The 21,196-nt window shown below is 71.9% G+C and carries 19 protein-coding genes; 11 read left to right on the plus strand and 8 right to left on the minus strand.

Translation table 11 applies throughout. The features are described from left to right. Positions 1-201: 201 nt before the first annotated feature. On the minus strand, positions 202-1,215 hold the full coding sequence (locus ACIPVB_RS15220) for a bacteriophage T4 gp5 trimerisation domain-containing protein (protein WP_400370008.1): 1,014 nt from the start codon (positions 1,213-1,215) through the stop codon (positions 202-204). 18 nt (positions 1,216-1,233) lie between these two features. Here ACIPVB_RS15220 and ACIPVB_RS15225 point away from each other — a divergent pair, with 18 nt between their 5' ends. From ACIPVB_RS15225 to ACIPVB_RS15270, 10 genes are all read left to right on the plus strand, one after another. Next, a complete protein-coding gene (locus ACIPVB_RS15225) occupies positions 1,234-2,025 on the plus strand; it encodes a hypothetical protein (protein WP_400370009.1) in 792 nt (263 codons plus the stop codon). Continuing rightward, positions 2,025-3,056: an HAD-IIA family hydrolase gene (locus ACIPVB_RS15230; RefSeq protein WP_400370048.1), complete on the plus strand. Its 1,032-nt coding sequence runs from the start codon at positions 2,025-2,027 to the stop codon at positions 3,054-3,056. Before ACIPVB_RS15225 ends, ACIPVB_RS15230 begins: the two co-directional genes overlap by 1 nt. A gap of 19 nt (positions 3,057-3,075) precedes the next feature. Then, positions 3,076-3,243: a hypothetical protein gene (locus tag ACIPVB_RS15235; RefSeq protein WP_400370010.1), complete on the plus strand. Its 168-nt coding sequence runs from the start codon at positions 3,076-3,078 to the stop codon at positions 3,241-3,243. Continuing rightward, entirely contained in the window at positions 3,240-4,040 is an 801-nt protein-coding gene (locus tag ACIPVB_RS15240; protein ID WP_400370012.1) for a TlyA family RNA methyltransferase, read from the plus strand. Before ACIPVB_RS15235 ends, ACIPVB_RS15240 begins: the two co-directional genes overlap by 4 nt. Continuing rightward, entirely contained in the window at positions 4,037-4,957 is a 921-nt protein-coding gene (locus tag ACIPVB_RS15245) for an NAD kinase (RefSeq protein WP_400370013.1), read from the plus strand. The genes ACIPVB_RS15240 and ACIPVB_RS15245 overlap by 4 nt, the downstream gene beginning before the upstream one ends. After that, the gene (recN, locus tag ACIPVB_RS15250; protein WP_400370014.1) at positions 4,954-6,648 is read left to right on the plus strand and encodes a DNA repair protein RecN; all 1,695 of its coding nucleotides are present in this window, start codon (positions 4,954-4,956) and stop codon (positions 6,646-6,648) included. Before ACIPVB_RS15245 ends, recN begins: the two co-directional genes overlap by 4 nt. 95 nt (positions 6,649-6,743) lie before the next feature. Further along, positions 6,744-8,441, plus strand: a complete 1,698-nt coding sequence (locus ACIPVB_RS15255) for a CTP synthase (protein ID WP_400370049.1) — start codon at positions 6,744-6,746, stop codon at positions 8,439-8,441. A 1-nt stretch (position 8,442) separates the two neighbouring features. Next, the gene (locus ACIPVB_RS15260; protein ID WP_400370015.1) at positions 8,443-9,021 is read left to right on the plus strand and encodes an NUDIX domain-containing protein; all 579 of its coding nucleotides are present in this window, start codon (positions 8,443-8,445) and stop codon (positions 9,019-9,021) included. 1 nt (position 9,022) lies between these two features. Beyond that, a complete protein-coding gene (xerD, locus tag ACIPVB_RS15265; protein ID WP_400370017.1) occupies positions 9,023-9,952 on the plus strand; it encodes a site-specific tyrosine recombinase XerD in 930 nt (309 codons plus the stop codon). Between the two features lie 169 nt (positions 9,953-10,121). Beyond that, a complete protein-coding gene (locus ACIPVB_RS15270; protein WP_400370018.1) occupies positions 10,122-11,762 on the plus strand; it encodes an ABC-F family ATP-binding cassette domain-containing protein in 1,641 nt (546 codons plus the stop codon). A gap of 99 nt (positions 11,763-11,861) precedes the next feature. Here ACIPVB_RS15270 and ACIPVB_RS15275 read toward each other — a convergent pair whose 3' ends face one another. From ACIPVB_RS15275 to ACIPVB_RS15290, 4 genes are all read right to left on the minus strand, one after another. Next, positions 11,862-12,206: a LysR family transcriptional regulator gene (locus tag ACIPVB_RS15275; protein WP_400370020.1), complete on the minus strand. Its 345-nt coding sequence runs from the start codon at positions 12,204-12,206 to the stop codon at positions 11,862-11,864. A gap of 116 nt (positions 12,207-12,322) precedes the next feature. Further along, positions 12,323-13,879 carry a GMC family oxidoreductase gene (locus ACIPVB_RS15280; RefSeq protein ID WP_400370021.1) on the minus strand — a complete coding sequence of 519 codons (1,557 nt, stop codon included), beginning with the start codon at positions 13,877-13,879 and terminating at the stop codon, positions 12,323-12,325. Beyond that, positions 13,876-15,270: an alpha/beta fold hydrolase gene (locus tag ACIPVB_RS15285; protein WP_400370022.1), complete on the minus strand. Its 1,395-nt coding sequence runs from the start codon at positions 15,268-15,270 to the stop codon at positions 13,876-13,878. Before ACIPVB_RS15285 ends, ACIPVB_RS15280 begins: the two co-directional genes overlap by 4 nt. 169 nt (positions 15,271-15,439) lie before the next feature. Next, positions 15,440-16,342: an SDR family oxidoreductase gene (locus tag ACIPVB_RS15290; RefSeq protein WP_400370023.1), complete on the minus strand. Its 903-nt coding sequence runs from the start codon at positions 16,340-16,342 to the stop codon at positions 15,440-15,442. Positions 16,343-16,529: 187 nt separating this feature from the next. Here ACIPVB_RS15290 and ACIPVB_RS15295 point away from each other — a divergent pair, with 187 nt between their 5' ends. Beyond that, positions 16,530-17,582: a glycosyltransferase gene (locus ACIPVB_RS15295; protein ID WP_400370024.1), complete on the plus strand. Its 1,053-nt coding sequence runs from the start codon at positions 16,530-16,532 to the stop codon at positions 17,580-17,582. A gap of 7 nt (positions 17,583-17,589) precedes the next feature. On the opposite strand, the gene ACIPVB_RS15300 is transcribed toward ACIPVB_RS15295, so the two are convergent. From ACIPVB_RS15300 to ACIPVB_RS15310, 3 genes are read right to left on the minus strand one after another with little or no spacing between them, the layout of a single operon-like run. Then, on the minus strand, positions 17,590-18,372 hold the full coding sequence (locus ACIPVB_RS15300) for a hypothetical protein (protein WP_400370025.1): 783 nt from the start codon (positions 18,370-18,372) through the stop codon (positions 17,590-17,592). Between the two features lie 25 nt (positions 18,373-18,397). After that, a complete protein-coding gene (locus ACIPVB_RS15305) occupies positions 18,398-19,624 on the minus strand; it encodes a glycosyltransferase (protein ID WP_400370026.1) in 1,227 nt (408 codons plus the stop codon). A 50-nt stretch (positions 19,625-19,674) separates the two neighbouring features. Further along, positions 19,675-21,132 carry an oligosaccharide flippase family protein gene (locus tag ACIPVB_RS15310; protein ID WP_400370028.1) on the minus strand — a complete coding sequence of 486 codons (1,458 nt, stop codon included), beginning with the start codon at positions 21,130-21,132 and terminating at the stop codon, positions 19,675-19,677. Between the last annotated feature and the right edge of the window lie 64 nt (positions 21,133-21,196).

Below are 21,196 nucleotides of genomic sequence, written 5' to 3' on the forward strand. Positions count from 1 at the left end.
TGGTACTGCAGGGGGGACCCTGTGGGAGAGTAGGACACCGCCGGACTTCTTTTCACACGAAATGGCCACCCAACGCTGGGTGGCCATTTCGCATTTACGGGGTAGTTTTCTCCCGGGAGGACAGTCATGCCGACGGACGACGCGAACGAGCGCAGAAGCAACGAAGGGCGCTCGGGCGACCGTGCGTCCGGACGAGGACAGTCACCCCGCGGCGACGGCTCGGCCCCCCGCGGCGATCGGCCGTTCCGTCGCGACAACGACTCGTGGCCTGCTCGTCGCGACGATGACCGCCCGGCACGCCGCGAGGGCGATCGACCCGCACGCCGTGACGGCGACCGTCCGTTCCGCAACGAACGTGATCGTCCGGTGCGCCGTGATGGTGACCGTCCGGTGCGTCGTGATGGTGATCGTCCGTTCCGCGCGGACGGTGATCGTCCGTTCCGTCGGGACGGGGACCGTCCGGTGCGTCGTGATGGTGACCGGCCGTTCCGCGCGGACGGTGATCGTCCGTTCCGTCGGGACGGGGACCGTCCGGTGCGTCGTGACGGTGATCGTCCGTTCCGTGCGGCTGGTGACCGGCCGTTCCGTCGGGACGGGGACCGTCCGGTCCGTCGTGACGGTGATCGTCCGGTGCGTCGCGATGGTGATCGTCCGTTCCGCGCGGACGGGGAGCGTCCGTTCCGTCGGGACGGTGATCGTCCGGTGCGTCGTGACGGTGATCGTCCGGTGCGTCGCGATGGTGATCGTCCGTTCCGCGCGGACGGGGAGCGTCCGTTCCGTCGGGACGGTGATCGTCCGGTGCGTCGTGACGGTGATCGTCCGGTGCGTCGCGATGGTGATCGTCCGTTCCGCGCGGACGGTGATCGTCCGGTCCGTCGTGAAGGTGATCGTCCGGTGCGTCGCGATGGTGATCGTCCGTTCCGCGCGGACGGTGATCGTCCGGTGCGTCGGGACGGCGATCGGCCCGTCCGTCGAGACGCTGACTCTCGAGGCTACGGTGCGGCAGACCGGCGGCCGACGCGCGACAGCCGGCCGGGGGCGGGCGCACCTCGCCGCTTCGACCGAGATGACGCCCGTGCGACGCGGCCGCCCCAGGATCGCCGCGAGCGGGGCCCGGAACTGCCCGAGGACGTCACCGCCTTCGACCTCCCCGGTGCCGCCCGCAACGAGCTCAAGACGCTGAGCAAGGACAATGCCGATAACGTCGCCCGCCACCTCGCGATGGCGGCGCGCGTGATCGACGAGGACCCTGCCCTGGCCCACCAGCACGCCCTCGCGGCATCACGCAGTGCCGGACGCGTCGGCGTCGTCCGCGAGACGGTCGCCATCACGGCATACGCGGTCGGCGACTTCGCCCTCGCGCTGCGCGAACTCCGTACGCATCGACGCATCACCGGATCCGATGAGCAGCTCCCGCTCATCGTCGACAGTGAGCGCGGCGTCGGGCGACCCGACCGCGCACTCGAGGAGGGCCGCGCCGTCGACCGGTCGACCCTGTCGGTCCCGGTGCGCGTACAGCTCGCGATCGCGATGTCGGGCGCTCGTCTGGATCTCGGCCAGCCCGACCGGGCGCTCCTGGAGCTCGACATCCCAGAGGCCGACCCGGACCGTGCCTTCGAATGGAGCCCCGCCCTCTTCTCGGCCCGTGCCGCCGTTCTCGAAGAACTCGGTCGCGAGGCCGAGGCCGCCGAGTGGGAGCGTCGAGCGGACATCGCCGCCGAGGCCCTCGACGCCGCCGCCGGAGTCGCGGACCGCGAGGTCATCGTGGTCGAGGAGATCGACCTGATCGACGAGGACGGCGCGGTGGGAGTGGCATCCGGAGTCATCCCGATGCACGAAACCGAAGCCGAGATCGACGCGGACGCCGACCCCGAAGCCGCAGCCGGAGTTCACGCCGAAGTCGATGCCGACGCGCAAACCGGGGACGACACCCACCAGGAGGCCTCGGCCGACGCGGAGCCCCCCGCGGACGATTCCCCCACGCGGCCGGAGGCCGCGGCGGACGCGGGCGAGGAACAGCGGTGATCTTCCGCCGGTCCTCGGCGTCGTCTACTCCGCTCGACGGTGTGGACGTCGTGCTCGCCGACCTCGACGGGGTCGTGTACGCGGGGCCCGGTGCGCTGCCGCATGCCGTAGACAGCCTCAACCGCGCTCAGAACGAGGGCCGGCGGCTCGGCTACATCACCAACAACGCCTCGCGCACCGACGCCTCGGTGGCGGCGCATCTCACTTCGCTGGGGCTGCAGGTCGCGCCCGAGGATGTGACCACCAGCCCCCAAGCGGCCATGCGACTGATGAAGGACCTCGTCCCTGCGGGATCGACCCTGCTCGTGATCGGTGGCGAAGGTCTGGTCGTCGAGGTCGAGAGGGCCGGCTTCGTGGTGACCCGCAGTGCCGACGAGCACCCCGCGGCCGTCGTGCAGGGCTTCGCCCCCGAGGTCGGTTGGGCGCAGCTCGCGGAAGCCGCCTACGCGCTCGCGACGCCTCCGGAAGAGGGGGGGATCCCCTGGGTGGCGACCAACACCGACTGGACGATTCCTCAGGCGCGGGGCGTCGCACCGGGGAACGGGACGCTCGTCTCGGCCGTGCACACCGCCGTCGGTCGGCTCGCGACGATCGCGGGAAAGCCCGAACGCCCGATCTTCGACGAAGCGATCACCCGCACCGGCGCCCAGGCGCCGCTGTTCATCGGCGACCGCCTCGACACCGACATCCAAGGCGCCAAGACGGCCGAGATGCGTTCGGTGCTCGTGCTGACGGGGATCGACCGTCCCAAGCAGGTCCTCGCGGCACCGCCCGCACAACGGCCCGACTACATCGTCGAGGACCTCCGCCAGCTGTTCGAGCCCTACCCCACGACGATCGTCAAGGGCGATCGAACTCGTGTGGGAGATGCCGTCGTCGAGATCGACGGGGTCGACCTGCGCATCGTCTCGGAGGGGCGCCCGATCGACCTGCTCCGCGCCGGGGCGACCGCGATCTGGAACTCCGGACGCGCCATCTTCGGGTTCCGGGTGCCGCCGCAGCTCTACGCCGACCCGTTCCGCGTGCGCTGACGTCGGTAGCATGGCATCCATGTCGGACAGCGCCGCCCCGGATGCCGCACGCGATCTGATCGATCGTCTCCGCGTCATCGAGGAACAACCTCTCGCGGAACGCGCGAGCGCCTACGCGGCCGTGCACGACGAGCTGGCGCGACGCCTCGAATCCGCGCCCGGCGACACGTCCGCGTCGCGCCCGTGAGCCCGCGGTTGGACGCCGTCCTCGCGGCTCGAGGACTGGCGCGCTCGCGCTCGCACGCCGCTCAGCTCATCGCCGCCGGTCTCGTGAGCGTCGACGGTCGTCCGGTGGTGAAGTCGTCGGCGCAGGTCGACGACTCCCAGGCGATCGAGGTCGCGGGCGACGACCACTACGTCAGCCGCGCCGCCCACAAGCTGCTCGCCGCCTTCGACGCGTTCCCGCTCGAGGTCGAGGGGCGCGTCGCCCTGGACCTCGGCGCGTCGACCGGAGGATTCACCCAGGTGCTGCGCGAGCGCGGTGCGCGTCCGGTGATGGCCGTCGACGTGGGACACGGGCAGTTGTCCACCGTCGTGGCATCCGATCCCCAGGTCGTGTCGGTGGAGGGATATAACGTGCGGTTCATGACCGCCGAGACCCTCGCCGCCGCGACCGGCGTGGCCGAGCGCCCGCTGATCGTCACGGGGGATCTCTCGTTCATCTCCCTGACGCACGTCCTCCCCGCGGTCGCGGCGACCGCCCACCCTTCCGCCGACGTCGTCCTGCTCGTCAAACCGCAGTTCGAGGCGGGACGCACGGCCGTCAAGGGTGGCTTGGTCACCGATCCCGCGGTCAGAGCCGACGCCGTGCACGGCGTGCTGTGGGCCGCGTGGGACGCGGGCCTGCGCACCGCCGGGATCATCTCCTCCCCGATCGTCGGAACGCACGGCAACCAGGAGTACGTCGCGTGGTTCTCGGCCGCCCGCGGCGCGGACCCCTCAGAATGGGAGAGCACCGTGACCCGACTGACCGGAAGCCGATGACCCCCAGCGATCGCCGAATCCTTCTCGTCGTCCACGCGCGCCGCGACGACACCGTCCACGCCGCCGAGCGCATCCTGACGGCCGTTCGCGCGGCGGGCGGGACGCCCGTGGTCTCGGCGGAGGACCGCCCCGAACTCGCCGAGCGGCTCTCGCTCGACGGTGTGGCGACCCTCGGGGTCGACGTGTCGATCCAGGACGTCGAGTTGGCGATCGTCCTCGGCGGCGACGGGACGATCCTGCGTGCGGCAGAGATCGTCCGCGGCGGGACCGCGCCGATCCTCGGCATCAACATGGGCCATGTGGGCTTCCTCGCCGAGATCGAGCGGGATGACATGGATGACGCCGTGCGCCGGGTCATCGCCCGGGACTACGCCGTCGAAGAGCGCTTGGCCCTGGCCGTCCGGGTCCTCGACGCCGATGACACCGTGATCTTCGAGACCTGGGCCCTCAACGAGGCGACGGTCGAGAAGGCCAGCCGCGAACGCATGCTCGAAGTCGTGATGGAAGTCGACGGGCGTCCGCTGTCGTCCTTCGGGTGCGACGGCGTCGTCGTGGCCTCGCCGACCGGTTCGACGGCCTACAACTTCTCCGCCGGGGGGCCGGTGATCTGGCCGACCGTCGAAGCCATCGCCGTCGTCCCCCTGTCGGCGCACGCGCTGTTCGCCCGCCCGCTGGTGGTCAGCCCCGACGCCACCGTGGCGGTGGAGGTTCTCGAGCGGACGAGCGGGAGCGGCATCCTGTGGTGCGACGGTCGACGCTCGCACGAGCTGCCACCCGGCGCGCGCGTCGTCGTGCGGCGCTCCTCGCGACCCGTCCGTCTGGCCAGGCTGCACCCCGCCGCCTTCACCGACCGACTGGTGCGTAAATTCCGCCTCCCGGTCGCCGGCTGGCGCGGCTCGGCGGGAGGGTCCTCATGATCGAGGAGATGCGGCTGAAGGACCTCGGCGTGATCGCCGATGCGACCCTGCCGATCGGTCGGGGCTTCACCGCCATCACCGGGGAGACCGGGGCGGGAAAGACCATGGTCGTCACCGGACTGGGCCTGCTGCTGGGCCAGCGCGCGGACTCGGGCGCCGTGCGCAAGGGCGCGGCGCAGGCCGCGGTCGAGGGCGTCTGGCTCGTCCCCGAAGACGGTCCCGTCGCCGCGAGGGTCCGCGAAGCCGGCGGCGATGTCGAGCCCGTCGGACAGGGCGCCGCCGAGCTGTACCTGGGGCGCACGGTTTCAAGCGAAGGGCGTGGCCGCGCGACCGTCGGCGGGCGGACGGCTCCCGCGGGCGTCCTCGCCGACCTCGCCGATGACCTGGTCGTCGTGCACGGGCAGTCCGATCAGCTGCGCCTGCGTTCCTCCGCCGCCCAGCGCGACGCGCTGGACCGCTTCGGGGGCGAGGTCGTGGCATCCGCTCGGGCGACGTACCGTGCGGCGTGGGAGTCCTGGCGCTCCCTCGACGCCGAGTTGAGGACTCTCACGGCGGACCGCGAGGAGCGGGCGCGCGAGGCGGAGCAGCTGCGGGCCGCGATCGCCGAGATCGAAGCGGCCGCTCCGCTCGCCGGCGAAGAAGACGAGCTCGCGCGGCGCGCCGAGCGTCTGGCCAATGCCGAAGAGCTGCGGATCGCCGCGGTGACGGCGCACGCAGCGCTGTCGGCCGACGATGACGGACCCGACGTCGTGACGCTCTTGGCCGAGGCCCGTCGCGCCCTCGAACGGATCTCGGACAGCGACGCCGCCCTCGGCGCGATCGGCGAGCTCGTCGCCGACCTGGGGTATCGGGCGACCGACGCGGCGGTCGCCCTCTCGGGCTACCTCGCCGATCTCGACGAGTCCGGCCCCCACGAACTCGCGGCCGTCGACGAGCGACGCGGCGTACTCGCGGGGCTCGCACGCACCCACGGATCGGTGAGCGCGGCGATCGCGCTGCTCGAGACGGGTTCCGCGCGTCTGCTCGAGCTGGACGACGACGGCGACCGCATCGACCGGCTCACCCGCGACAGCGACGCCGCCGCCGGGGAGCTCGACACGGCCGCCGACGCACTGACCGCCGCCCGGCGTGAGGCCGCGGAGCGCCTCGGCGCCGCCGTGACCGAGGAGCTCCACGCGCTCGCTCTACCCGACGCGCGACTGATCGTCGAGGTGTCGCCGGCCGCGCCGGCCGGTCACGGCCGGGACGAGGTCTCGATCCTGCTCGCGCCCCACCCGGGAGCCGACCCGCGGCCCGTGTCGCGCGGCGCCTCGGGCGGTGAGCTCAGCCGGGTGATGCTGGCGATCGAGGTCGTGATCGCCGCGGTGGATCCGGTGCCCACGTTCGTCTTCGACGAGGTGGATGCCGGTATCGGCGGCGCCGCGGCGATCGAGGTCGGTCGTCGACTGGCGCGACTCGCCGAGTCGTCGCAGGTCATCGCCGTCACCCACCTCGCGCAGGTCGCCGCCTTCGCCGGCAACCATCTCACGGTGGTCAAGGGGAACGACGGGGCGGTCACGGCATCCAGTGTCCGGCGCCTCGACGGTGCCGAGCGCGAGGCCGAGATGGCGCGCTTGCTGTCGGGGCTCAGCGACTCGGACGCGGCCCTGACCCATGCCCGAGAGCTGCTCGAGACCGGGCGGGCACGCTGACCCGCGGTCGACGCGAGCACGTGACGCGGATGTCGGACGTGGCTGCCAGACTCTGAACGAACCCTCGAACGCGACTGATAGGATCGAAGCCCGTGATGCAGACTTCGGACGCGGGACAATCAGACAGCACGACCTTCACGACGAAGCACATCTTCGTGACCGGAGGAGTGGTCTCCTCTCTGGGTAAAGGCCTGACGGCGGCAAGCCTCGGCAATCTGCTCACGGCCCGCGGGCTCCGCGTGGTCATGCAGAAGCTCGATCCCTACCTCAACGTGGATCCGGGCACGATGAACCCCTTCCAGCACGGCGAGGTCTTCGTGACCGACGACGGCGCCGAGACCGATCTGGACATCGGGCACTACGAGCGCTTCCTCGACATCGAGCTGAGTCAGGCCGCCAACGTCACGACCGGCCAGATCTACTCGCAGGTGATCGCGCGGGAGCGCCGCGGCGAGTACCTCGGCGACACGGTGCAGGTGATCCCGCACATCACCGACGAGATCAAGCGCCGGATGCGCCTGCAGGCGAGCGAGAGCCCGCAGCCCGACGTCATCATCACCGAGATCGGCGGCACGGTCGGCGACATCGAGTCCCAGCCCTTCATCGAGTCCGCGCGTCAGATCCGTCACGAGCTCGGTCGCAAGAACGTGTTCTTCGTGCACGTGTCGCTCGTGCCCTTCATGGGCGCCTCGGGCGAGCAGAAGACCAAGCCCACCCAGCACTCCGTCGCCACGCTGCGATCCATCGGCATCCAGCCCGATGCCCTCGTGCTGCGCAGCGACCGCCCCGTCACCGAGTCGAACAAGCGCAAGATCGCACTCATGTGCGACGTCGACGAGGACGCCGTCGTCAACGCGATCGACGTGCCCAGCATCTACGACATCCCCACGATGCTGCACGACCAGGGCCTGGACGCCTACATCGTCGACTCCCTCGACATCGACAAGGCCGCCGACGTGGACTGGTCGCGCTGGAGCCGCGTGCTCCAGGCCGTGCACAACCCCAAGCACGAGGTGACGATCGGCCTCGTCGGCAAGTACATCGACCTTCCCGACGCCTATTTGTCGGTCACCGAGGCCATCAAGGCCGGCGGCTTCGGGCAAGAGACGCACGTGAAGATCACGTGGATCCCCTCCGACCTCTGCGAGACGCCCGAGGGGGCGGCCAAGGCGCTCGGCGCCGTCGACGGCATCATCGTCCCCGGAGGGTTCGGCATCCGCGGGATCGAGGGCAAGCTCGGCGCGCTCCGCTTCGCGCGGGAGCAGGGCATCCCGACTCTCGGTATCTGCCTGGGCCTGCAGTGCATGGTCATCGAGTACGCGCGCACGGTCGCCGGTCTCGACGGTGCCTCGTCGAGCGAGTTCGACCCCGACACGGCCCACCCGGTCGTGGCGACCATGGCCGAGCAGGTCGACATCCTCGAGAGCGGCGATCTGGGCGGGACGATGCGTCTGGGGCTGTACCCCGCCGCGCTCGCCGAGGGCTCGCTCGCCGCAGACCTGTACGGATCGAACAGCATCTCGGAGCGCCACCGCCACCGCTACGAGGTCAACAACGCCTACCGGCAGCAGCTGAGCGACGCCGGCCTGGTCTTCTCGGGCCTCAACCCCGACCTCGACCTGGTCGAGTTCGTCGAGCTGCCGCGTGACGTGCACCCGTACTACATCGCGACGCAGGCGCACCCCGAGCTGCGCTCGCGTCCGACCGAGCCGCACCCGCTGTTCCGCGGCCTGGTCGCGGCCTCGCTCGAGCGTCACCGCTCCAGCGAACTGTTCGATGTCGAGGAGGACTGAGGTGACGCAGCTGCGCGACCAGGACGTCGAGCTCGAGCTCGTCTCGAGTGAGCTCGTCTTCGAGGGCGCCGTCTGGAACGTGCGCTCGGACACCGTGACCTACGGTGACGGAGAGATGACGCGCCAATACGTCGAGCACCCCGGCGCCGCGGCGGTCGTGGCCATCGACGACGACGAGCGCGTCGTTCTCATCCAGCAGTACCGGCATCCGATCAAGCAACGTGACTGGGAGATCCCCGCGGGGTTGCTCGACGTCGCGGGCGAGCCGCCTCTCGAGACCGCCAAGCGCGAGCTGAGCGAAGAGGTCGACCTGGCCGCCGACCGGTGGCAGCCTCTCGTGGCGATGCGCACGACGCCCGGCGGCAGCGACGAGGTCGTGCACATCTTCCTCGCGCGGGGGCTGAGCTCCGTCGAGAACGACTTCGAGCGCGAGCACGAGGAATCCGACATGCTCGTCCAGCGTGTCGATCTGTCCGAGGTCGTCGACGCGGTGCTCGACGGTCGGGTGCGCAACGGCATCCTGGCCGTCGGCGCACTCGCCGCCGCCGAAGTCCTGCGGCGCGAGGCCGCCTCGGCCTGACGTGGAGCTCGCGCGCGCGGTCGAGACCTATCTGCGGCACGTCGCGCTCGAGCGGGGGCTCTCGGCGCACACGGTGTCTGCCTACCGGCGCGATCTCGACGTGTACGTCGCGTGGCTGCGGGTGCGGGGACTGTCCTCCATCGACCAGGTGACGCCCGCGCTCGTCGCCGACTTCGTGGCCGAACGTGCCTCGGCCGAACCGCCGCCGGCGTCGTCCTCGCTCGCCCGGCTGCAGTCGTCCGTGCGGGGATTACATCGCTTCCTCGTGCGCGAGGGGGGCGTCACGGACGACCCGAGCGGCCGCCTGAGGCCGCCGAAGGCACCCCGCCGGTTGCCGAAGGCCCTCACCATCGCGCAGGTCGACGCACTGATGGATGCCGCGGGTCCCGCGCCGGGGTCCCTCGACGCCTCTTCGGCGGAACCCGCGGCGGTCCGCGACCGGGCCCTGCTCGAGATGCTCTACGCCACCGGGGCGCGGGTGTCGGAGATCGTCCAGCTCGATGTCGACGACACCGCTCCCGGCGACCTGCTGCGGGTGCGCGGAAAGGGTGACAAAGAGCGGATCGTGCCGGTCGGCTCGTACGCGCGGGCTGCGGTCGAGGCCTACCTGACCCGCGTACGTCCGGCACTGGCAGCCCGCGGACGCGCGACGCCGCGTCTGTTCCTGGGGGTGCGGGGCGCCCCGCTGTCGCGGCAGAGCGCGTGGCTCGTGATCCAGGCGGCGGCCGAGCGGGCGGGGCTGACCGCCCATGTCTCCCCCCACACGCTGCGCCACTCCTTCGCGACGCATCTGCTGCAGGGGGGTGCCGATGTGCGCGTGGTGCAGGAGCTGCTCGGGCACGCCTCGGTGTCGACGACGCAGATCTACACGCACGTCTCGGTCGACGCGCTGCGGGACGTCTACGCGACATCACACCCTCGGGCGCGGTGAGCCGCCCACGAGGTCGCGCGACGACCGGCGGAGGCGGGCCGCTCGCGGTGCCGCTCCAGCGGGGGTGGTGTCGGCATCCGGAGCCCTGTCGGGTCTCGCGTTCGCACGCGGTCCTCTCGCCCGACGCGACGAAGACACGGCGGCCGGGCGACCCTGAGAAACTAGAGGAATGACCGCCACCCTCGTCGCCCAGAACCTCGCCGGGGGATACGGGCACCGCACGCTCTTCAGCGGCGTCGACCTCACCGTCGCACCCGGCGACGTGGTCGGCGTCGTCGGAGCCAACGGTGCCGGCAAGTCCACGCTGCTCCGCCTGCTCGCGGGCGTCGACGACCCGCAGGAGGGCTCGATCAGTCTCGCGCCGGCGGACGCCTTCGTCGGCTGGCTGCCGCAGGAGCACGAACGCGTCCCCGGCGAGACCATCGCCCAGTACATCGCGCGTCGCACCGGCTGCGCCGAGGCGACGAGCGAGATGGATGCCACGGCCGCGGCCCTGGGCGACCCCGCCGCCGTGGGAGCCGGCGACGCGTACGCCACGGCGTTGGAGCGCTGGCTCGCCAGCGGTGCCGCCGACCTCGACGAGCGGATGCCGGTCGTGCTGGCCGACCTGGGGCTGACCGTCGGCGTCGACGCGCTCATGACCGGCCTGTCGGGCGGTCAGGCCGCGCGCGTCGGACTCGCGGCGCTGCTGCTCTCCCGCTTCGACATCGCCCTGTTGGACGAGCCCACCAACGACCTCGACCTCGACGGCCTCGAGCGTCTCGAGTCCTTCGTGCGGGGACTCCGGGGCGGCGTCGTGCTGGTCAGCCATGATCGCGAGTTCCTCGCCCGGGCCGTCACGCGGGTTCTCGAGCTCGACCTCGCGCAGAACGCGCACCGCCTGTACGGCGGGGGATACGACGCGTACCTCGAGGAGCGGGCGACCCTGCGCCGCCAGGCGCGCGAGAAGTACGACGAGTACGCCGAGACGAAGGCCGATCTGGTGTCACGTGCGCGGACCCAGCGCGAATGGTCGAGCCAGGGCGTGCGCAACGCGATGAAGAAGGCGCCCGACAACGACAAGATCCGTCGCAAGGCCTCGGTCGAATCCAGCGAGAAGCAGGCGCAGAAGGTCCGGCAGATGGAGAGCCGCATCGCACGGCTCGACGAGGTCGAGGAACCACGCAAGGAATGGCAGCTGGAGTTCACCATCGGATCGGCTCCGCGCTCGAGCGCGGTGGTGTCGACCCTCTCGGGCGCGGTGCTGCGCCAGGGCGGTTTCCAGCTCGGGCCCGTCTCGCTGCAGGTCAATGCGGGGGAGCGGATCGGCATCACCGGCCCCAACGGCGCCGGTAAATCGACGCTGCTGCGCGGCATCCTGGGTCGACAAGACCCCGACGAGGGCACCGCGAGCCTGGGCGCGAGCGTCGAGATCGGCGAGATCGACCAGGCGCGATCGCTCATGGTCGGGGAGCGTTCGCTGGCTGAGACGTTCGAAGGGTTCGTGCCCGAGATGAACGCGGGCGAGGTGCGCACACTGCTGGCGAAGTTCGGGCTGAAGGCCGACCACGTCACGCGTCCCGTCGACGCGCTGTCGCCGGGTGAGCGCACGCGTGCGGGACTCGCGCTGCTGCAGGCGCGCGGCGTCAACGTGCTGGTCCTCGACGAGCCGACCAACCACCTCGACCTGCCCGCGATCGAGCAGCTCGAGCAGGCGCTGGCGTCGTACACGGGCACCCTGCTGCTCGTGACGCACGATCGCCGCATGCTCGCCGCCGTCGAGACCGACCGCCGCTGGCACGTGGAAGCGGGCCGGGTCTCCGAGCTGTGACGTCATCGATAAACGCTTCGCGTCGCGAGACACGCCTTCAGACGGAGTGTTTCGGGACAGGAAGCGTTTATCGAGGGGAGGCTGCAGGGTGCGACCGGGTCAGCGCCCCTGACGCTTCTTGTACGGCTTCGGCTGGCCCTTGACGATGGGCGCCCGGCCCTTGCCCTTGGAGGCCTTCGCCTTTCCGCCGCCCGGGGCCTTCTGCGTCGGCGCGGGCGTCGGCGCGTCGGCGATGCGGCGGTGCGCCTCTTCGAGCAGCAGCGTGCCCGCGGGCAGCAGACGCGTCGGCGCTGTGCGCTGGACGAGCGGCTGCCCGACCTCCTCCTCGAGCTTGTCGAGGGTGGTGTAGAGCGACGCGAGGGGGATGCCGAGCTTCTCGGCCGCGCGGGGGAAGTGCAGCTCCTCGGCGAGGGCGGCGAACCGGACGAGATGCGCGAGCTTCATGGCATCCATTCTCCCTTCCCGCGCCAGGTGATGTTGAGCGTCCAGGACACGCCGCCTCGCTCGGCACAGGCGCGGCGTGTTCTGGACACTCGACGGAGAGGGGACGGGGAGGGGCGTCAGGCGGCGGCGGCGGATGCCAGGAAGCGATCCGCCGTGCGCAGCGACAACGCCATGATCGTCAGCGCCGGGTTCGCCGCGATCGCCGACGGGAAGACGGAGTTGTCGCAGATCCACAGGTTGGGGATCTCGTGCGAGCGTCCGTCGGCGTCGACCACGCCGTCCGACGGATCGCTCGACATGCGGCACGTCCCGATGGTGTGGGCCGTGCGGGCCAGCACCAGGGTGTCCCGCGCTCCCGCGGCCTGCATGACACGCAGCATGAACGCCGTCGCATGCCGGTCGATCGCCTTCTCGTTCTCGCCGGCGGTGAAGGTCACGTGCGCGCGGGGGATGCCGAACTCGTCGGTCTCGTCGCTCAGCACCAGGCGGTTGTCATCGGCGGGCAGGCAGTCGGCGTTGATGCCGATACCGGCCATGAAGCGGTACTGGTCCAGCCGCTGCATGAGCTCCGGGCCCCAGAGTCCTCCGCCGCGCACGAGAGTGGTCGAGAGGGTCAGGGGCATGACGCCGAGGCTCTGCACGAGGTAACCACCCGCGAAGTCCGCGTCGGCGGGGCGCATCATGTCCTCGGAGATGAGGGACGACGGGTAGCCGCGGTGCCCGCGGACGGGCTCGTCGAAGCGTCCCCACACCTGGGTCGCGCCGTGCGCGAGGAAATTGCGCCCCACCTGGCCGTTGTCGTTGGCGATCCCCGTGTGCAGCAGCAGACGCGGGGTCTCGACGCCACCGCCGGCGAGCACGAGGGCCCGGCAGCGCTGCCGCCGCTCGACGCCGTCCTTGCGGTACACGACCGCGGCGACGTGCCCGCGCTCGTCGAGCTCGATGCCGTGCACCATCGACTCGCTGCGGATCTCGGCGCCGGCGGCGACGGCCGCGGGAAGGTACGTGTTGGCGGTGGAGGCCTTGGCATCCACTCGGCACCCCTGATGGCACTCGCCGCAGTTCACGCACGCACCGCGCTCGCCGTGGTGATCCTGCAGACGAGCCCGAGTGAGCACGGCCGCGGGGGCATCGGCCCAGCGGACGCCGAGGGCGTCACAGCCCTTCGCGACGAGGTTCGCGGGAGCGTTGCGCCGAGCGGGCGCGTAGGCGTACGTGCGGGTCGGATCCCACGGATAGGGCGTCGGCCCCGAGACGCCGATGTCGCCCTCGACGCGCTCGACGTACGACAGCAGCTCGTCGGGATCGACCGGCCAGTCGCGCCCGACACCCGATTCGGTGCGCAGCGCCAGGTCGCGGCGGTCGGGACGCGGCGTGAACGCCCCCCAGTGCAGCATCGAGCCCCCGACGCCGCGTCCGCTGTTGTTCGGACCGAACGCCGTGGGGTCCTCGCCGCCGCTCAGGCGATCCGACATCCAGTTGATCTCGACGGCCTCGGTCTCGTCGGGGGTCAGATCGTCGAGGGCGAAGTGACGACCCGCTTCGAGGGCGACGACGCTCAGCCCCTTTCCGGCGAGTTCGGCGGTCAGGGGGGCGCCCCCGGCGCCGGTTCCCACGACGACGACGTCGACCGTCTCGTCGTCGCTGTACGTGCGCATCGCTTCGAGGTTCATGCGGCGTCTCCCGTCGCGATCGTGCCGCCCACCCCGGACGGCTCCCAGTCTTCTCGGCGTCCCAGACGCAGTTCCACATAGCCGCGGATGGGGGATCCGCCGGTGGCGAAGCCGTCGTAGCCCACGCGCGCCATGCCGGCGGGGTGCGCGAGCCACTGGCGGACGAGGTCGTTGCGGACGTCCTCGAGCCAGGCCTTCAGCCGGTCGGCGTCGAAGGGCCCCTCGTGGTCGCCGTCCCCCTCGATCGCGGCCCGGAGCACGCGATGGCGGTCGGCGGGATCCGTCGGCCAGACCGAGGCGAGGGTGTCCAGACCCCGGCGGTACGCCTCGGGGTCCGCGGGCAGGTCGGCGTTTCGCCACCCGTCGCCCTCGCCGCGCGCGAGCTGCGCGTCCACACGCGCGGCGATGTCGATCGCGGGTCCCTCCTGCGGAACCACGAGATCGGCGATCTCGCGCAGCAGCGTCAGCTGCTCGAGATCGAGCACCGCGGGGGCGTACCCGCGGTCGTCGGGCACCGCGCGGCGAGCCAGGATGCCGCGATCACGGGCATCGACCCGGTCGCCGGCGATGAGGCGGGCCCACTCCTCGGGCACGACGGGACCCACCCGCACCTCGTCGGCGACGAAGCGCGAGATGGCGTCGGCCGCCTCGGCGTCGCGCTCGAGGGGGATGAGGTGGCCCGTGTCGGGGAGCGCGGCGAACCGCGCACGGGGGAAGACCGACGCGAGCAGGCCGGGTTGCGCGGCGGCCCCGAGGTCGGCGTCGTCGGTGCCGGCCAGGACGAGGACGGGGAGGTCGAGGGTCTGCACCTCGGCGGTGGCGTCGACCGTGCTGCCGGTCTCGAGCCACGCCCGCCACGCCGCGGGGGACGTGCGGCGCAGATCGGCGATCGCCTGCGCGTGCGCCTCGTCGTCGAGCGGACGCGCGACGTTCTGAGCGAGGAAGGTCTCGGCATCCCGCTCCGCGATGGCACCGTCCGCCACCCACGAGAGCATGAGGGCGCGGCGATCCTCGTCCATCGGCTCGGGGCGCGGCGGAGACGGCGCCATCAGCACCAGACCGCTCAATCCGAACAGCGGCGCGTCTCCGCGCAGCACACGGGATGCCACGAGCGCGGCGATCTTGCCGCCCATGCTGTGCCCGCCCAGCATCCATCGTCCGCCGGCCTCGGCACGGAGGCGGCGCTCGACGTGGGCGACGCTCGTGTCGAGGCGGGAGTCGTCGGCGTGCGCCTCGTCGCCGAAACCGGGCAGATCGATGCCGACCACGCGTACCCGGCCTTCGAGGCGGGTGGCGAGACGGTCGAAGGAGCGGGCGCTGGCACCGAGAGCGTGCAGCAGGTACAGGGTGGGGGGCGCCTCGTCGGGAGCGGAAGCGGTGTCATCGGACATGGACTCACCGTTTCGCACCCGGGGGTGCGGAGAGGGTCGCTTGCGAAGCGGGGCTTTTTGCGCAAGCGCGCGCGGGGTGGGCCGGATTCCGGAGGATCGATGCGCACGAGCGTCGACGGCGCCGCGTCGACGGGCTCGGGGCGATCGATCCGGAATCCGGCCCGCAGCGTCAGGGGGTGACCATGCCGCCGTTGACGTTGAGGGTCTCTCCCGAGACGTAGCTCGACTCGGACGAGGCGAGGAAGACGAACGCCGGGGCGATCTCGGCCGGCTGGCCGGCCCGCTGGTACGTGCTCTCGTCGTCGAAGTGCTCCATCTGGTCGTCCGAGACGCCCTGGCTCACCTGCAGCGCCGACCACGTCGGCCCCGGGGCGACCACGTTGACCCGGATGCCGCGCGGAGCCAACTGCTGCGCCAGACCCTTGGACAGGTTGTTGATCGCGGCCTTGGTGGCGGCGTAGTCGAGGCGGTCGGGCGCGGGCACGTAGGCCTCGAGCGAGGCGGTGTTGATGATCGTGCCGCCCTCGGGCAGATGTGCGAGCGCGGCCTTGGTGATCCAGAAGGGGGCGAAAACGTTCGTGCGGAACGTCTGCTCGAACTGCTCGTCGGAGAGGTCGTCGACCTTCTCGACCATCACCTGCTTGCCCGCGTTGTTCACCACGATGTCGAGACCGCCCAGCGCCTCCGCCGCGCGGTCGACGAGCTCGCGGCACGCGCCCGGGTCGGTGATGTCGGTCGCGATCGAGACGCCGGTGCGGCCGGCATCCCGGATCACCTCGAGGATGTGATCGGCGTCGCGCTGCTCATCGGAGAGGTGCACGATCGCCACATCGGCGCCCTCGCGTGCGAAGGCGATCGCGACCGCCCCGCCGATCCCCGAGTCGCCGCCCGTGATGAGCGCCTTCCGCCCCTGCAGGCGGCCGAGCCCGCGGTACGTCTTCTCGCCGAGGTCGGGAACAGGGGTCATGTCGGCCTGCACGCCCGGCTCGGGCTGGTGCTGCACCGGCGGTTCGACACGGGGGTAGCGGGTGACGGGGTTGTCGAAGGTGAACTGGTCGCGATCGGAAGTCATGCCTCGACGCTAGGCAGAGCCCGCCCCGGGGCGCACGGCCTTGACGGGGGCGCTCGCGTGCCCTGCCGCGCCTTTGACGAGCCATATGGATGCCGGGGGCGAGACGCCGGGTGAAGCGTGCTCCCCGACGGGCGGCATCGCCCCGACCCGGTCGCGACGCGCGGTCGCGGCTCTCTAACGTCGCGACGTGACCTCGGCTCCCTCCCCACGCGTCGTCGTGCACGTCACCGATCGCACGACCGGCGGCGTGCCCGTGGCGGTGGGCAGCTACGTGCGCACCTCGTCACCGGCCTATGCGCACGTCATCGTTTCGCCCTTCGTCGAGGGGCGACCCGCGGGGGCCTTCGCGGATCTTGATGCGCTGCACGTCGAGTGGGATGGCTCCACACCCGCACGCGCCCTCCGCAGCCTGCGCGGGATCCTGCGCGGCGGGCGCTTCGACGTCGTGCACGCCCACTCCAGCTTCCCCGGTGCGTACGTGCGGCTGCTGCGCCACGCGCCCCGGACCCGGGTGGTCTACACCCCGCACGGTTTCGCGTTCGCCCGGGCCGACGTCGACCCTTCTCGGCGCGCCGTGTTCCGTACGATCGAGCGGGTTCTCGCCGGCCGGATGACTGTGCTGGCCGCCTGCGGTCCGGGGGAGGAGCGCGAAGCCCTGAGCCTGGGGATCGCACGGGAGCGGGCGCTCGTCGTTCCGAACCTCGCCTCAGTCGCCGCCGCCGCCGGCGCCGGCGCTCGGCCCGGGGGCCTGCGCGAGAGCGGCGTGCTGCGCGTCGCGATGCTCGGCCGCTGGTCGCCGCAGAAGGACCCGACGTTCTTCCACGAACGCGTCGACCGCCTGCGCACAGCCCTGTTCGGATGCGCGGTGCGGGCGACGTGGATCGGAGACGGTCCGTCCGGCTCCGGCATCCGCGTCACGGGCTGGCTCGGTTCTGAGGGCGTCCGCCGGGAGTTGGACGGCACGGACCTCTATCTGCACACCGCGGCGTGGGAGGGCTTTCCGATTGCGATCCTGGATGCCGCCGCCCTCGGCCTCCCGATCCTCGCGCGGCGCATCTCTGCGCTCCCCGATCTGCCGCCCGCCCTCGACCTGGATGCGGGCATCGACGGTGTAGTGCACGCCGTGCGCGCGGGACGGTTCGCCGCGTGGAGCGCCGAGAACCGCCGCGGGTGGCGGGAGTACCTGGGCCCGCGGGACGCGCGGTCTCAGGCGCGGGCGCTCGCCCGCGCGTGGGGCTGAGCCGGACTCACTCGTACCGCAGCTCGCGGGCGATGCGGCGGGGGTCGCTCTGCTGCCCGTAGTCGTGGCGCATCGGTACGAATCGCGCGCGCAGCCGAGCCCCCAGGCGCATCTTCCAGAGCTTCCAGGGCACCCGCTCGAGCGGCGCGATCAGCGTCGTCATCGGCAAGCGCGCCGTCCACTTCAGCCGCATGTAACGATGCGCCCGCGCGTATCCGCCCCCGAGCGAGGTGATCGGCTTGGCGTGATGCACGATGTCGAGCGGCAGTGCGTACGATCGCCGCCCCTGCAGACGCCCCATCTGCACCAGGTCGACGCCGTACAGGTGGAAGCCGGGCACCCCGAGGTCGACCAGGGCCAGGTCACCGGCCCGAAGGATCAACAGGCACTCGTCGAGGCATTGCACCGCCGCCGGCCGCGCGATCGGCGCGCCGACGACCCGGCCCCGGTCGGTGCTCCACACCGTGCCGTGCGTCAGGTGCGCAGCGTCGCGACCGATCGGACCCGCGACCGCCCACGCCGGGTCGAGCTCGTCGAGGACCGCCAACCGCGCGGCGAGCTGCTCGAAGAATCCGCGGGGTAGGTAGACGTCCTGATGGGCGTAGACGACGAATCCGTCGGCGGTCCGGCGCAACGCCTCGGCAATCACGCCGTTGGCCGAGCGCGCATCGCGGACGACCCGGAGGGGGATGCGTCCCGACACCACGTCGGGGGAGGCGGCCAGACACCGGTCGAGGGTGTCGTCGTCGTTGACGGGGGAGACGACGACGAAGCGGGGCTCTGCGGGCACGGGGGACTCCTGAGGGTCGGACGGATCAGGGCTCGGGACGGTCGATGAGCCGCGCGAGCGTCTCGCGGTAGGTCTGCTCGGAGAATTCCCGCGACGCCCACGCACGAGCGGCCCGCCCGACTCGCGCAGCGTCTTCGGGTCGGTCCGCGGCGTCGAGCAGGGCCGCGGCGAAGGCCCGTGGGTCATCTGTCTCGCTCCAGACCAGCGCGGGGTCGTCGGTGATGCCCTCGAGGCCGACCGAGGTCGAGACCACGGGGAGCTGCCGGAGCATGGCCAGGACGGTCTTGAACTTCACGCCCGCCCCGTCGAGGACCGGCACGGCAGCGACGTCCGCGCGGGCGTAGAACGCGTCGAGACTCGCCTGGTACCCGGTGATCTCGATCCCCATGCCGGGGGATGCCGCGGCGTGCATCTCGGCGGTCGGATCGGCCCCCGCCAGGGTGAGGCGGGCCTCGGGGCGGGCCGCCCGGACGTGGGGCCACACCTCGCAGCACAGCCACATCGCCGCGCGGGCGTTGTCGGCGCGGCGGAACCAGCCGACGTACAGCACCTCGAGGGGCCGGTCCCCTTTGTCCCGGTCGCCGCGGCAGACGGCGGCGACGTCGACCCCACCCGCCAGCGGCGGACGGACCACCTCGACGGCGACCGTCGCGGGCGCGAGGGCTCGCGCCGCGCGCGCGTCCTTGTCGCTGAAGACGATCGCGATGTCCACGCGTGAGATCGCGCGCCGTTCGGCACGGCGGACGAGGACGACCTTGATCGACCGGACGAGGCGGGCGGTGCGCCCGTCGCGCCCGTTGTCGCGCTGGCGCGTCACCTGCTGGGTCATGACGTCGTGCAGCACCAGCACGCGGCGCGCGCGCGGTGTGGCGTATCGCGCCACCGCACCGCCGAGGTCGCCCGACTGGGTCCACTGGTACTCCACGACATCGGCCGCGGCGAGCGCGGCGCGAGCGACCGCCGAGCGCGACAGCCCCCGATGCTCGTCGCGTCCGACCCGCGCGGGCGAGAGGCGGCGGCGGAGCCGCTCGAGGGGGTGAGGATGTGCGATCGAGCGGGCCGGGTAGAGCACGACCTCGTCGGCGGGAGCCCCCCGCTCGATGGCGCGGCGGTTCTCGATGGTGTCGGGGGCGATGAAGGTCACCGAGTGGCCCATCGCCCGCAGGGCGTGTGCATGTCGCAGGACGTAGTCGCCGCCCGCGTGCGGGATGCCGTCATAGGGCACGCTGCGCGTGACACTGGCGATGTGCATCCGTGTTCCTTCCGGCCCCGGTCGAGCCTGACACCTCCGGCGACGCCCGCTCATCCCCGGTCCGGACGGGAGGGGCGGATGACGTCACGGATCGTGGCGAGGTCGGACCGCGTGAGAAGTGCACTGGCGGTGACCGCGACCACCAGCCAGACGCCGCCCAGGGCGAGCAGTCGCGGGAGCGGATCCCACGCGGATGCCACGGCCAGCTCGAACGTCGTCGTCCCCGCCCACGCGGCGAAGAACACGGCGACGGCCTTCGTCGCCGACCGCGCCAGCGCGAGACCCGAGATCCCCGCGCGCGGGAGGAAGACGAAGGTGGATCCCACCCAGACCATCGCGTGTCCGAGGGCGATGGCGCCGGCGACCCAGAGCGGCCCGCCGGGAGCCCAGAGGACGGCGAGGACGATCATGACGCTGCGCCCCACCGCCTCGGCGCCGAGGATGAGTCCCGGTCGCCCCCGCGCCACGAAGGCCCAGTACCCGACGTAGCCCACCGTCTGGAACACCGCGCCGACGGCGAGGACGGGGACGAACACCGCCGCGGGCTCCCACCCGGCCCCCAGGATGAGGTGGATCGCCGGTGCGGCCGTCGAGGCGAGCAGACTGAGGTAACCGAGCACCGGGAAACACAGCAGCACCTGGAACCGCCGCAGACGATCCTGCACCTCGTCCGCACCGTTCGCCCGTGCCAGGGCGGGGATGACGATGCGCGTGAGGGGACTCGCGAGCTGCTCGAGCGGCAGATTCACCAGTTGGTTCGCCCGGCTGAACAAACCGAGTAGTCCGGAGCCCGATATGGCGCCGACGGCCACGGTGCCGACGTTGGCCGACGCGTAGTTCAGCAGGTGCACGACGAACGTGTTGCCCCCGAACGCCAGGAGGCTGCGGACGGCGACGCCGCGCCGCGGGAGTCGCGGCATCCATCCCGCGCAGCAGACGGCGGCCGCCAACGTGATCGCCGCCGCGATCGTCCCCTGCGCCGAGAGTCCGACGACGCCGTACCCGTTCACGGCCAGAACCGCCGCCGCGACCAGGCCGAGGGCGTCGCCGCAGAACTCCACCGCGGCGAGGGTGCCGAGACGGCCGGACCGATTGAGCTCGACGCGGTACTGGACGCTCGCTGAGCGCAGCGCGAATGCGGGTGCCAACAGCAGCAGGACGCTCGCGAGGCGCGGGTCGCCGAAGGCCGCGCTCGCCGGCCCGGCCGCGACCGTGACCGCCGCTGCGGCGGCCACTCCCACGCCGGTGTTGATCCAGAAGAGCAGGTCGCGCTGCGCGGGCGACAGGGAGGGGGCGCGCAGGGCGGCGAGGCTCAGCCCGAAGTCGCCAAGCACGGCCGCGAAGCCGGCGAGGGCGAGGCCGAGCGAGACGAGTCCGAAGTCGGCGGGGTCGATCAGGCGGGCGAGCAGGATGATCCCGCCGACCTGCACGGCGTATTTGCCCCACTGCGCGCAGAGCAACGCCAGCGCGCCGCCTCGCCTGGGCGCGCGGGATTCGAGCGTCGGCACGCGCCTTCTCCTCGGGTTGTATGTTTCGGGCGATGAGCACGCTAGCGAGCACACGCGAGGGCGC

The sequence above is a fragment of the Microbacterium sp. NPDC090007 genome (genome assembly GCF_044748345.1).
Lineage (GTDB): Bacteria > Actinomycetota > Actinomycetes > Actinomycetales > Microbacteriaceae > Microbacterium.